The sequence below is a fragment of the Pseudomonas sp. L7 genome, from assembly GCF_046605565.1.
In the GTDB taxonomy this organism is placed as follows: Bacteria; Pseudomonadota; Gammaproteobacteria; order Pseudomonadales; family Pseudomonadaceae; genus Aquipseudomonas; species Aquipseudomonas wayambapalatensis.
This window is the reverse complement of the sequence record NZ_CP176784.1, coordinates 515,965-527,947: the sequence shown is the minus strand read 5'-3', so window position 1 is coordinate 527,947 and position 11,983 is coordinate 515,965. Positions and strand designations below refer to the sequence as shown.

The following is an 11,983-nucleotide window of genomic DNA, read 5'->3' as shown; positions in this document are numbered from 1 at the left end:
TTAACGCTTGGCTTTCTTGTCAGCCACGTGCCCGCGATAGGTGCGGGTACCGGCGAACTCGCCCAGTTTGTGGCCGACCATGTCTTCGTTCACAAGAACTGGGACGTGTTGGCGACCGTTGTGTACCGCGATGGTCAGACCGACCATTTGTGGCAGGATCATCGAACGGCGCGACCAGGTTTTCACTGGCTTGCGATCATTCTTCTCCACCGCCACTTCGACCTTCTTCAGCAGGTGAAGATCGATAAAAGGACCTTTTTTCAGAGAACGTGGCACTGTCGTATCCCTCTAGTTACTTGCGACGACGGACGATCATGTTGTCGGTACGCTTATTACCACGGGTCTTCGCACCCTTGGTTGGGAAGCCCCATGGCGATACCGGATGACGACCACCGGAGGTACGACCTTCACCACCACCATGTGGGTGGTCAACCGGGTTCATGGCAACACCACGAACGGTCGGGCGAACGCCGCGCCAGCGTTTAGCACCTGCTTTACCCAGCGAACGCAGGCTGTGCTCGGAGTTCGAGACTTCGCCCAGGGTCGCACGGCACTCAGCCAGTACTTTACGCATCTCACCAGAGCGCAGACGCAGAGTCACGTATGCACCTTCACGCGCGATCAGCTGAGCCGAAGCACCAGCGGAACGAGCAATTTGCGCACCTTTACCCGGCTTCAGTTCGATGCCGTGAACGGTGCTACCTACTGGGATGTTGCGCAGTTGCAGGGAGTTACCGGCCTTGATTGGGGCCAGGGCACCTGCGATCAGCTGGTCGCCAGCACTCACGCCTTTAGGGGCGATGATGTAGCGACGCTCACCGTCTGCGTAGCACAGCAGGGCGATGTGAGCAGTACGGTTCGGGTCGTATTCGACGCGCTCGACAGTGGCTGGAATGCCATCTTTGTCGTTGCGACGGAAGTCGACCAGACGGTAATGCTGCTTGTGACCACCACCAACGTGACGAGTGGTAATGCGGCCATTGTTGTTACGACCACCAGACTTCGATTTCTTCTCGAGCAGCGGTGCGTGAGGAGCGCCTTTGTGCAGCTCCTTGTTGACCACCTTGACCACGAAACGGCGGCCAGGGGAAGTCGGTTTGCATTTAACGATTGCCATGATGCACCCCTTCCTTACTCAGCACTGCTGCTGAAATCGAGATCTTGGCCTGGCTGAAGGGAGACGATCGCCTTCTTCCAGTCATTACGCTTGCCCAGACCACGTGCGGTACGCTTGGTTTTACCCAGAACGTTGACAGTCGACACGTTTTCAACCTTTACGTTGAACAGGCCTTCGACAGCTTTCTTGATTTCCAGCTTGGTTGCATCGGTAGCAACCTTGAATACGAACTGGCCTTTCTTCTCAGCCAGAACGGTAGCCTTCTCGGAAACGTGCGGGCCAAGGAGGACTTTGAATACGCGTTCCTGGTTCATCCCAGCAGCTCCTCGAATTTCTTCACGGCCGAGACAGTGATCAACACTTTCTCGTAGGCGATCAGGCTGACCGGGTCGGAACCTTGAACGTCACGTACGTCGACGTGCGGCAGGTTACGAGCAGCCAGGTACAGATTCTGATCAACTGCGTCCGAAACGATCAGTACGTCGTTCAGGCCCATGCCGTTCAGCTTGTTCAGCAGGTCTTTGGTTTTCGGCGCTTCAACAGCGAAGTCCTGAACCACAACCAGACGATCGCTACGCACCAGCTCGGCGAGGATGGAGCGCAGGGCTGCGCGATACATCTTCTTGTTGAGCTTCTGCGAGTGATCCTGAGGGCGAGCTGCGAAGGTTACACCACCGCCACGCCAGATCGGACCACGAGTGGTACCGGCACGAGCACGGCCAGTACCCTTCTGACGCCATGGGCGCTTACCGCCACCGGCCACGTCAGAGCGGGTCTTCTGCTGCTTGGTGCCCTGACGGCCGCCGGCCATGTAGGCCACGACTGCTTGGTGTACCAGCGTCTCGTTGAATTCGCCACCGAAAGTCAGTTCGGAAACTTCGATCGCCTGAGCGTCATTTACATTGAGTTGCATGTCAGTTTCCCCTTAACCGCGAGCCTTGACAGCCGGACGCACAACCACGTCGCCGCCAGTAGCGCCTGGAACGGCACCCTTGATCAGCAGCAGGTTGCGTTCAGCGTCTACGCGTACTACTTCCAGGGACTGTACAGTCACGCGCTCAGCGCCCATGTGACCGGACATCTTCTTGCCCTTGAATACACGACCAGGAGTCTGGCACTGGCCGATGGAGCCAGGGACACGGTGCGATACGGAGTTACCGTGGGTGTTATCCTGACCACGGAAGTTCCAACGCTTGATGGTACCGGCGAAGCCTTTACCTTTGGACTGACCGGTTACGTCTACCAGCTGGCCTGCAGTGAAGAGTTCAGCTTTGATCAGATCGCCAGCCTGGAAATCGCCTTCTTCAAGACGGAACTCCCAAACACCGCGACCAGCGGCAACGTTAGCCTTGGCGAAGTGACCTGCCTGAGCGGCAGTCACACGCGAAGCACGACGCTCGCCGACAGTGACTTGCACTGCACGGTAGCCATCGGTTTCTTCAGTTTTGAACTGGGTGACGCGATTCGGCTCGATCTCAATGACCGTGACCGGAATGGAGACACCTTCTTCGGTGAAAATGCGGGTCATACCGCACTTGCGACCGACTACACCAATAGTCATGTTGTAAACCTCATGAGTGTACGGGGCTTTCACCCGCTATGGCCGCCCATTTCAGAGCGTTACACGACTCAGACCGAAGTCTTAGCCGAGGCTGATCTGCACTTCCACACCTGCCGCGAGATCAAGCTTCATCAGCGCATCAACGGTTTTATCCGTTGGCTGGACGATGTCCAGAACGCGCTTATGAGTGCGAATCTCGTACTGGTCACGCGCGTCTTTGTTGACGTGCGGGGAGACCAGAACGGTGAAACGCTCTTTGCGGGTAGGCAGTGGAATTGGACCACGCACTTGTGCACCAGTACGTTTCGCGGTTTCCACGATTTCCTGGGTGGATTGGTCGATCAGGCGATGGTCGAAAGCCTTCAACCTGATACGGATTTGCTGATTTTGCATTGGATTTCAGACTCCAGGCTGTTCCCAACGGACGCACTACGCCCGCTAAAAGGAGGCGTGATTCTATAGACGCCCCTATTTAGTGTCAACCCAATAAAAAAAACCCCCGCTAAGCGGGGGTTTTTTCAATCGACCGAGTGATTACTCGATGATTTTGGCTACGACGCCGGCGCCGACGGTACGACCGCCTTCACGGATGGCGAAGCGCAGACCGTCTTCCATTGCGATGGTCTTGATCAGGGTGACAGTCATCTGAATGTTGTCACCTGGCATTACCATCTCAACGCCTTCCGGCAGTTCGCAGTTACCGGTCACGTCAGTGGTACGGAAGTAGAACTGAGGACGGTAGCCTTTGAAGAACGGAGTGTGACGACCGCCTTCTTCCTTCGACAGAACGTAGACTTCTGCGGTGAACTTGGTGTGCGGCTTGACCGAACCTGGCTTGACCAGAACCTGGCCACGCTCAACGTCGTCACGCTTGGTACCACGCAGCAGAACGCCGCAGTTCTCGCCAGCACGACCTTCGTCCAGCAGCTTGCGGAACATCTCAACGCCGGTGCAGGTGGTGGTGGTGGTGTCACGCAGACCAACGATTTCCAGCGGATCCTGAACGCGGACGATACCACGCTCGATACGGCCGGTCACAACGGTACCACGACCCGAGATCGAGAATACGTCTTCGATCGGCATCAGGAACGGCTGGTCGACCGCACGAACTGGCTCAGGGATGTAGGCATCCAGAGTCTCTACCAGCTTCTTGACAGCGGTAGTGCCCATTTCGTTGTCGTCTTTGCCTTCCAGCGCCATACGAGCCGAACCGATGATGATCGGGGTGTCGTCGCCTGGGAAGTCGTAGGTGGACAGCAGGTCGCGAACTTCCATCTCGACCAGTTCCAGCAGCTCAGCGTCGTCTACCAGGTCAGCCTTGTTCAGGAAGACCACGATGTACGGAACGCCTACCTGACGGGACAGCAGGATGTGCTCACGGGTTTGTGGCATCGGACCATCGGCGGCCGAGCAAACCAGGATCGCGCCGTCCATCTGGGCAGCACCGGTGATCATGTTCTTCACGTAGTCAGCGTGACCTGGGCAGTCAACGTGAGCGTAGTGACGAATGTTCGAGTTGTACTCGACGTGAGCGGTGTTGATGGTGATACCGCGCGCTTTTTCTTCCGGAGCCGAGTCGATCTTGTCGAACTCAACGACTGCCGAACCGAAAACTTCGGAGCAGACGCGAGTCAGAGCTGCGGTCAGAGTGGTCTTACCGTGGTCAACGTGGCCGATAGTGCCGACGTTAACGTGGGGAAGGGAACGATCAAATTTTTCTTTAGCCACGACAGTGAACCTCTTGCCTAAAGGGGATTAGCCTTGTTTTTTAACGAGTGCTTCGACGATGTTCGACGGAGCTTCGGCGTATTTGGAGAATTCCATGGAGTAGCTTGCGCGACCCTGAGACATGGAACGAACGTCGGTCGCGTAACCGAACATCTCTCCGAGCGGTACCTCAGCAGTGATTACCTTGCCGGACACCGAGTCTTCATTACCCTGGATCATCCCGCGACGACGGCTCAGGTCACCCATCACGTCACCCAGGTAGTCTTCCGGGGTTACAACTTCGACCTTCATGATCGGCTCAAGCACCACGCCACCGCCCTTCTGGGCCAGCTGCTTGGTCGCCATCGAAGCGGCGATCTTGAACGCCATTTCGTTGGAGTCGACGTCGTGGTACGAACCGTCGAATACCGTAGCCTTCAGGCCGAGCAGCGGATAGCCGGCAACAACGCCGTTTTTCATCTGCTCTTCGATACCCTTCTGGATCGGGGCGATGAATTCCTTAGGAATCACACCACCAACGACTTCGTTGGTGAACACCAGACCTTCGGTGATGTTGCCTTTGTCGTCCACGTCCGGCTCCGAGAAACGGATCCAGCAGTGACCGAACTGACCACGACCACCCGACTGACGAACGAACTTGCCTTCGATCTCGACGTTGGACTTGGTGATCTTCTCGCGGTACGAAACCTGCGGCTTGCCGACGTTGCACTCGACGTTGAACTCGCGCTTCATGCGGTCAACGAGGATGTCCAGGTGCAGCTCACCCATACCGGAGATGATGGTCTGGCCGGTTTCTTCGTCGGTCTTGACGCGGAACGACGGGTCTTCCTGGGCCAGCTTGCCCAGAGCGATACCCATCTTCTCCTGGTCAGCCTTGGTTTTCGGCTCTACGGAGAGCGAAATTACCGGCTCAGGGAAGTCCATACGCTCGAGGATGATCGGCTTGTCGGCGTTGCACAGGGTGTCACCGGTGGTGACGTCCTTCATGCCGATCAGAGCAGCGATGTCGCCAGCGCGTACTTCTTTGATCTCTTCACGCTGGTTGGCGTGCATCTGCACCATACGACCAACGCGCTCTTTCTTGCCCTTGACCGAGTTGATGACGGAGTCACCGGAGGTCAGGAAGCCCGAGTAGACGCGAACGAAGGTCAGAGTACCCACGAACGGGTCGGTGGCAATCTTGAACGCCAGGGCCGAGAACGGCTCGTTGTCGTCAGCAGGACGCTCATCGTACTGCTCTGGAGTGACTTCATCCTTCGGCACGTCGATCAGATCAGGGTGGATACCCTTGATCGCAGGGATCTCGGTGGGCGCAGGCAGGAAGTCAATGACGGCGTCGAGAACCAGGGGAACGCCCTTGTTCTTGAACGAGGAGCCGCAGACAGCAGGAACGATCTCGCTCGCCAGGGTACGGGCGCGCAGACCAGCCTTGATGTCTTCGACGGACAGGTCACCTTCTTCAAGGTACTTGTTCATCAGCTCTTCGTTGGCCTCGGCAGCAGCCTCGACCATGTTGTTGCGCCATTCGTTGGCCAGGTCCACCAGCTCGGCAGGAATCTCTTCCTCGCGATAGGTGGTGCCTTTGTCGTCATCGTTCCAGTAGATGGCCTTCATCTTGATCAGGTCAACCTGACCCTGGAAGTCGTCTTCTGCACCGATAGCCAGCTGGACCGGAACCGGGGTGTGACCCAGGCGGTTCTTGATCTGGCCGACAACGCGCAGGAAGTTGGCACCGGCACGGTCCATCTTGTTCACGTAGACAACACGCGGAACGCCGTACTTGTTGGCCTGACGCCATACGGTTTCGGACTGAGGCTCAACGCCGGAGGTGCCGCAGAACACGACGACCGCGCCGTCGAGTACACGCAGCGAACGTTCTACTTCAATGGTGAAGTCAACGTGGCCGGGGGTATCGATGACGTTTACGCGGTAGTTGTCGTACTGACCACGGGAGCCTTTCCAGAAGGTGGTAACGGCAGCGGAGGTAATGGTGATACCGCGCTCCTGCTCCTGCACCATCCAGTCGGTGGTCGCGGCGCCATCATGCACCTCGCCCATCTTGTGGCTCAGACCTGTGTAGAACAGGATCCGCTCGGTAGTGGTGGTCTTGCCCGCGTCAACGTGAGCACAGATACCGATGTTACGGTAGCGGTTAATTGCTGTAGTACGAGCCATAAAGCCCTCGCAAAATGATTGATGCTTGAATTAGAAGCGGTAGTGCGAGAACGCTTTGTTGGCTTCGGCCATACGGTGCACGTCTTCACGCTTCTTGACTGCAGCACCCTTGCCTTCGGCAGCATCCAGCAGTTCGCCGGCCAGACGCAGGGCCATCGACTTCTCGCCGCGCTTGCGGGCGTAGTCTACGAGCCAGCGCATTGCCAGAGCGTTACGACGGGATGGACGAACTTCAACCGGAACCTGGTAAGTGGCACCGCCGACACGACGGGACTTTACTTCGACCAGCGGAGCGATGGCGTCGAGAGCTTTCTCGAAGATTTCCAGGGGGTCGCTGTTCTTGCGTGCTTTGACGGTATCCAGGGCACCGTAAACGATGCGCTCGGCTACGGCCTTCTTGCCGCTTTCCATCACGTGGTTCATGAACTTGGCGAGGATCTGAGATCCGTATTTCGGATCGTCAAGGATCTCACGTTTTGCTGCTACACGACGTCTTGGCATGATAAGCCCTCAAACGGTCTTCAGGTTAGCCCGGGACGCGGGTCTTCGACCCCTGCCCGACCTTACTCTTATCGACTCAAATAAATGGATGTCTGCAAACGCCCGATTACTTCGGACGCTTGGTACCGTACTTCGAACGACCCTGGTTACGGCCTTTGACGCCCGAAGTATCCAGAGAGCCGCGAACGGTGTGGTAACGAACACCTGGCAAGTCTTTTACACGGCCGCCACGGATCAGGACGACGCTGTGCTCTTGCAGGTTGTGGCCTTCACCACCGATGTACGAGGAAACCTCGAAACCGTTGGTCAGACGCACACGGCATACTTTACGCAGTGCCGAGTTAGGTTTTTTCGGCGTGGTGGTGTACACACGGGTGCACACGCCACGACGCTGCGGGCAGTTCTGCAGCGCAGGAACGTCGGACTTCTCGACCGAACGCTTGCGCGGCTGACGTACCAGCTGGTTGATAGTTGCCATCTACTAGCTCCACTGATTGTCTTGCGACTCTATTGTCTTGCAAGAAAGCCAAAAATTGGCGAGACGGAGCCTCACCAAATTTAAGGGTACAAAAGTCTAAAGAGGATCTTGCACCCAGTCAAGACAAGGCCCCGACCCTTCCTGCCCGATCATCGGCAACAAATCATGTCACCGAGGCTCGGGAGGAAGGGGCCGGGGCCCCGCCTCTTCTTAGTTGCCGCTGGAGTTCAGCGCTTCGGTCAGTGCGGCTTCCACCTCACTGGCGCTCACACGCAGCGGCTTGTCGGCATCACGGCGACGCTTGCGCTCGCTGTGGTAGGCCAGACCGGTACCGGCCGGGATCAGACGACCCACGACCACGTTCTCTTTCAGGCCGCGCAGGTAGTCGCGCTTGCCGGTTACCGCCGCTTCGGTCAGTACGCGGGTGGTTTCCTGGAAGGAAGCCGCGGAGATGAACGACTCGGTCGACAGCGAGGCCTTGGTGATACCCAGCAGAACACGGGTGAACTTGGAGATGAACTTGTCTTCACCCGCCAGACGCTCGTTCTCTACCAGTACCTGGGTCAACTCCATCTGGTCGCCCTTGATGAAGCTGGAATCGCCGGACTCGGAGATCTCAACTTTACGCAGCATCTGACGCAGGATGGTCTCGATGTGCTTGTCGTTGATCTTCACGCCCTGCAGGCGGTAAACGTCCTGAATCTCGTTGACGATGTACTTGGCCAGCGCGCTGACACCCAGCAGACGCAGGATGTCGTGCGGATCGCTCGGACCGTCGGAGATGACTTCGCCGCGGTTTACCTGTTCGCCTTCGAAGACGTTCAGGTGGCGCCACTTCGGAATCAGCTCTTCGTACGGATCGCTGCCATCGGTCGGCGTGATGACCAGGCGACGCTTGCCCTTGGTCTCTTTACCGAACGCGATGGTGCCGCTGACTTCAGCCAGGATCGACGCTTCTTTCGGACGACGCGCTTCGAACAGGTCGGCAACGCGTGGCAGACCACCGGTGATGTCACGAGTCTTCGACGTTTCTTGCGGGATACGCGCAATAACGTCACCGACACCGATCTGGGCACCGTCAGCCACACCGACGAGGGCGTTGGCCGGCAGGAAGTACTGAGCCGGTACGTCGGTACCTGGCAGGTACAGGTCCTTGCCGTTGGCATCGACCATCTTGATGGCCGGACGGATTTCCTTGCCAGCGGCAGGGCGATCCTTGACGTCCAGGACTTCAATGTTGGTCAGACCGGTCAGTTCGTCGGTCTGGCGCTTGATGGTGATGTTTTCTTCCATGCCCACGAAGGTCACGGTACCTTTCAGTTCGGTAACGATCGGGTGGGTGTGCGGGTCCCACTTGGCGACGATGGCGCCAGCTTCGACCTTGTCACCTTCCTTGACCGAAATCACCGCACCGTAAGGCAGCTTGTAACGCTCACGTTCACGACCGAATTCGTCGGCAATGGCCAGCTCGCCGGAACGCGATACCGCGACCAGGTTGCCATCGGCACGCTCGACCTGCTTCAGGTTGTGCAGACGCACCATGCCGCCATTCTTCACCTGGACGCTGTCGGCAGCCGAGGTACGGCTTGCAGCACCACCGATGTGGAAGGTACGCATGGTCAGCTGGGTACCCGGCTCACCGATCGACTGTGCAGCGATGACGCCGACAGCTTCACCGATGTTCACCTGGTGACCACGAGCCAGGTCACGACCGTAGCACTTGGCGCAGATGCCGTAGCGGGTTTCGCAGCTGATCGGCGAACGCACGACCACTTCGTCGATGCTGTTCAGCTCGATGAACTCGACCCACTTCTCGTCGACCAGGGTGCCGGCAGGAACGATGACGTCCTCGGTACCTGGCTTGAACACGTCGCGGGCGATGACACGACCCAGTACACGCTCACCCAGCGGCTCTACAACGTCGCCACCTTCGATGTGCGGCGTCATCAGCAGGCCCTGGTCGGTGCCGCAGTCGATCTCGGTCACGACCAGATCCTGCGCCACGTCTACCAGACGGCGAGTCAGGTAACCGGAGTTCGCAGTCTTCAGTGCGGTATCCGCCAGACCTTTACGAGCACCGTGGGTCGAGATGAAGTACTGCAGTACGCTCAGACCTTCACGGAAGTTCGCGGTGATCGGCGTCTCGATGATCGAGCCGTCCGGCTTGGCCATCAGACCACGCATACCGGCCAGCTGACGGATCTGTGCAGCGGAACCCCGCGCACCCGAGTCAGCCATCATGTACATCGAGTTGAAGGACTCTTGCTCGACTTCCTTGCCCTCGCGGTCGATGACCTTCTCTTTCGAGAGGTTGGCCATCATCGCCTTGGACACTTCGTCGTTCGCCTTCGACCACAAGTCGATGACCTTGTTGTACTTCTCGCCCTGGGTAACCAGGCCCGAGGCGTACTGGCTTTCGATTTCCTTCACCTCATCGGTAGCAGTACCGATGATGCGGGCTTTTTCGTCCGGGATAACGAAGTCGTTAACACCGATCGAGACGCCGGAAATGGTCGAGTAAGCGAAACCGGTGTACATCAGCTGGTCAGCGAAGATCACGGTCTCTTTCAGACCAACCACGCGATAGCACTGGTTGATCAGCTTGGAGATCGCCTTCTTCTTCATAGGCTGGTTGACCACGTCGTACGGCAGACCTGCCGGAACAACCTGGAACAGCAGCGCACGGCCGACGGTGGTGTCGACGATACGGGTGTTCTTGACCACCGAGCCATCACGCTCTTTCACGGTCTCGTTGATACGGACCTTGATTTTCGCGTGCAGGGCAGCCTCGCCGGCGCGGAATACGCGGTCGACTTCCTGCAGGTCAGCGAACACGCGACCTTCGCCCTTGGCGTTGATGGCTTCACGGGTCATGTAGTACAGACCCAGTACAACGTCCTGCGAAGGAACGATGATTGGCTCACCGTTGGCTGGCGACAGGATGTTGTTGGTCGACATCATCAGCGCGCGCGCTTCGAGCTGGGCTTCCAGGGTCAGCGGCACGTGAACGGCCATCTGGTCACCGTCGAAGTCGGCGTTGTACGCGGCACAGACCAGCGGGTGCAGCTGAATCGCCTTGCCTTCGATCAGCACCGGCTCGAACGCCTGGATACCCAGACGGTGCAGCGTCGGTGCACGGTTCAGCAGGACGGGGTGTTCGCGGATGACTTCGGCGAGAACGTCCCAGACCTCTGGCAGCTCGCGCTCGACCATCTTCTTGGCGGCCTTGATGGTGGTCGCCAGACCACGCATTTCCAGCTTGCCGAAAATGAACGGCTTGAACAGCTCGAGGGCCATCTTCTTCGGCAGACCGCACTGGTGCAGGCGCAGGGTCGGGCCTACGGTAATTACCGAACGACCGGAGTAGTCCACGCGCTTACCGAGCAAGTTCTGACGGAAGCGACCTTGCTTACCTTTGATCATGTCGGCCAGCGACTTCAGCGGACGCTTGTTCGAGCCAGTGATGGCACGACCGCGACGGCCGTTGTCGAGCAGGGCGTCGACCGCTTCCTGCAGCATGCGCTTTTCGTTGCGCACGATGATGTCCGGCGCCGACAGATCGAGCAGGCGCTTCAGACGGTTGTTACGGTTGATCACCCGACGATACAGATCGTTCAGGTCGGAGGTCGCGAAGCGGCCGCCATCCAGCGGAACCAGCGGACGCAGGTCCGGCGGCAGCACTGGCAGGACGGTCAGGACCATCCACTCAGGCAGGTTGCCCGAGCCCTGGAAAGCTTCCATCAGCTTCAGGCGCTTGGACAGCTTCTTGATCTTGGTTTCGGAGTTGGTCTGTGGAATCTCTTCGCGCAGACGACCGATCTCGTGCTCCAGGTCGATCGCGTGCAGCAGTTCGCGGACAGCCTCGGCACCCATGCGGGCGTCGAAGTCGTCACCGAACTCTTCCAGCGCTTCGAAGTACTGCTCGTCGTTCAGCAGCTGACCCTTCTCGAGGGTAGTCATGCCCGGATCGATCACCACGTAGCTCTCGAAGTAGAGCACGCGCTCGATGTCACGCAGGGTCATGTCCATCAGCAGGCCGATACGGGACGGCAGCGACTTCAGGAACCAGATGTGGGCGACCGGCGAGGCCAGCTCGATGTGCGCCATGCGCTCACGACGAACCTTGGCCAGGGCAACTTCAACGCCGCACTTCTCGCAGATCACACCGCGGTGCTTGAGGCGCTTGTACTTGCCGCACAGGCACTCGTAGTCCTTGACTGGGCCAAAGATCTTGGCGCAGAACAGGCCGTCACGCTCAGGCTTGAACGTACGGTAGTTGATGGTTTCCGGCTTCTTAACTTCACCGAACGACCACGAACGGATCATTTCAGGCGACGCCAGACCGATGCGGATGGCGTCGAACTCTTCGACTTGACCCTGGTTTTTCAGCAAATTCAGTAGGTCTTTCAAGGCCTTTCCTCCT

General features: G+C 58.1%; 11 protein-coding genes. All 11 read right to left on the bottom strand.

The annotated features are described in order from the left end of the window. The 11 genes from rpsS to rpoC all read right to left on the bottom strand — a co-directional run bounded on the left by rpsS (position 1) and on the right by rpoC (position 11,970). A complete protein-coding gene (gene rpsS, locus ACK3BK_RS02470; RefSeq protein WP_003255482.1) occupies positions 1-276 on the bottom strand; it encodes a 30S ribosomal protein S19 in 276 nt (91 codons plus the stop codon). Positions 277-292: 16 nt separating this feature from the next. Then, positions 293-1,117: a 50S ribosomal protein L2 gene (gene rplB / locus ACK3BK_RS02465; RefSeq protein ID WP_186670248.1), complete on the bottom strand. Its 825-nt coding sequence runs from the start codon at positions 1,115-1,117 to the stop codon at positions 293-295. Positions 1,118-1,131: 14 nt separating this feature from the next. Next, on the bottom strand, positions 1,132-1,431 hold the full coding sequence (rplW, locus tag ACK3BK_RS02460) for a 50S ribosomal protein L23 (protein ID WP_003255484.1): 300 nt from the start codon (positions 1,429-1,431) through the stop codon (positions 1,132-1,134). Then, on the bottom strand, positions 1,428-2,030 hold the full coding sequence (gene rplD / locus ACK3BK_RS02455) for a 50S ribosomal protein L4 (RefSeq protein WP_008089819.1): 603 nt from the start codon (positions 2,028-2,030) through the stop codon (positions 1,428-1,430). Before rplD ends, rplW begins: the two co-directional genes overlap by 4 nt. Before the next feature lie 12 nt (positions 2,031-2,042). Then, positions 2,043-2,678 carry a 50S ribosomal protein L3 gene (gene rplC / locus ACK3BK_RS02450; RefSeq protein ID WP_054893562.1) on the bottom strand — a complete coding sequence of 212 codons (636 nt, stop codon included), beginning with the start codon at positions 2,676-2,678 and terminating at the stop codon, positions 2,043-2,045. Positions 2,679-2,759: 81 nt separating this feature from the next. Next, a complete protein-coding gene (gene rpsJ, locus ACK3BK_RS02445; protein ID WP_003186070.1) occupies positions 2,760-3,071 on the bottom strand; it encodes a 30S ribosomal protein S10 in 312 nt (103 codons plus the stop codon). A 141-nt stretch (positions 3,072-3,212) separates the two neighbouring features. Continuing rightward, positions 3,213-4,406 (bottom strand): elongation factor Tu, encoded by a 1,194-nt coding sequence (gene tuf, locus ACK3BK_RS02440; protein WP_013970626.1) that lies wholly within the window; start codon positions 4,404-4,406, stop codon positions 3,213-3,215. A gap of 27 nt (positions 4,407-4,433) precedes the next feature. Then, entirely contained in the window at positions 4,434-6,581 is a 2,148-nt protein-coding gene (gene fusA / locus ACK3BK_RS02435) for an elongation factor G (protein ID WP_186670246.1), read from the bottom strand. Positions 6,582-6,611: 30 nt separating this feature from the next. After that, positions 6,612-7,082 (bottom strand): 30S ribosomal protein S7, encoded by a 471-nt coding sequence (gene rpsG / locus ACK3BK_RS02430; protein WP_003246741.1) that lies wholly within the window; start codon positions 7,080-7,082, stop codon positions 6,612-6,614. A 106-nt stretch (positions 7,083-7,188) separates the two neighbouring features. Next, positions 7,189-7,560, bottom strand: coding sequence for a 30S ribosomal protein S12 (gene rpsL, locus ACK3BK_RS02425; protein ID WP_003255492.1), 372 nt, complete (start codon positions 7,558-7,560; stop codon positions 7,189-7,191). Between the two features lie 210 nt (positions 7,561-7,770). Continuing rightward, a complete protein-coding gene (gene rpoC, locus ACK3BK_RS02420; protein WP_065864810.1) occupies positions 7,771-11,970 on the bottom strand; it encodes a DNA-directed RNA polymerase subunit beta' in 4,200 nt (1,399 codons plus the stop codon). Positions 11,971-11,983: the final 13 nt, after the last annotated feature.

Bases quoted from the DNA above. Each gene is read 5' to 3' on its own strand.
- rpsG (WP_003246741.1), bottom strand. From the start codon at position 7,082: ATGCCAAGACGTCGTGTAGCAGCAAAACGTGAGATCCTTGACGATCCG.
- rplC (WP_054893562.1), bottom strand. From the start codon at position 2,678: ATGACTATTGGTGTAGTCGGTCGCAAGTGCGGTATGACCCGCATTTTC.
- rplW (WP_003255484.1), bottom strand. From the start codon at position 1,431: ATGAACCAGGAACGCGTATTCAAAGTCCTCCTTGGCCCGCACGTTTCC.
- fusA (WP_186670246.1), bottom strand. From the start codon at position 6,581: ATGGCTCGTACTACAGCAATTAACCGCTACCGTAACATCGGTATCTGT.
- rpsJ (WP_003186070.1), bottom strand. From the start codon at position 3,071: ATGCAAAATCAGCAAATCCGTATCAGGTTGAAGGCTTTCGACCATCGC.
- rpsL (WP_003255492.1), bottom strand. From the start codon at position 7,560: ATGGCAACTATCAACCAGCTGGTACGTCAGCCGCGCAAGCGTTCGGTC.
- rplB (WP_186670248.1), bottom strand. From the start codon at position 1,117: ATGGCAATCGTTAAATGCAAACCGACTTCCCCTGGCCGCCGTTTCGTG.
- rplD (WP_008089819.1), bottom strand. From the start codon at position 2,030: ATGCAACTCAATGTAAATGACGCTCAGGCGATCGAAGTTTCCGAACTG.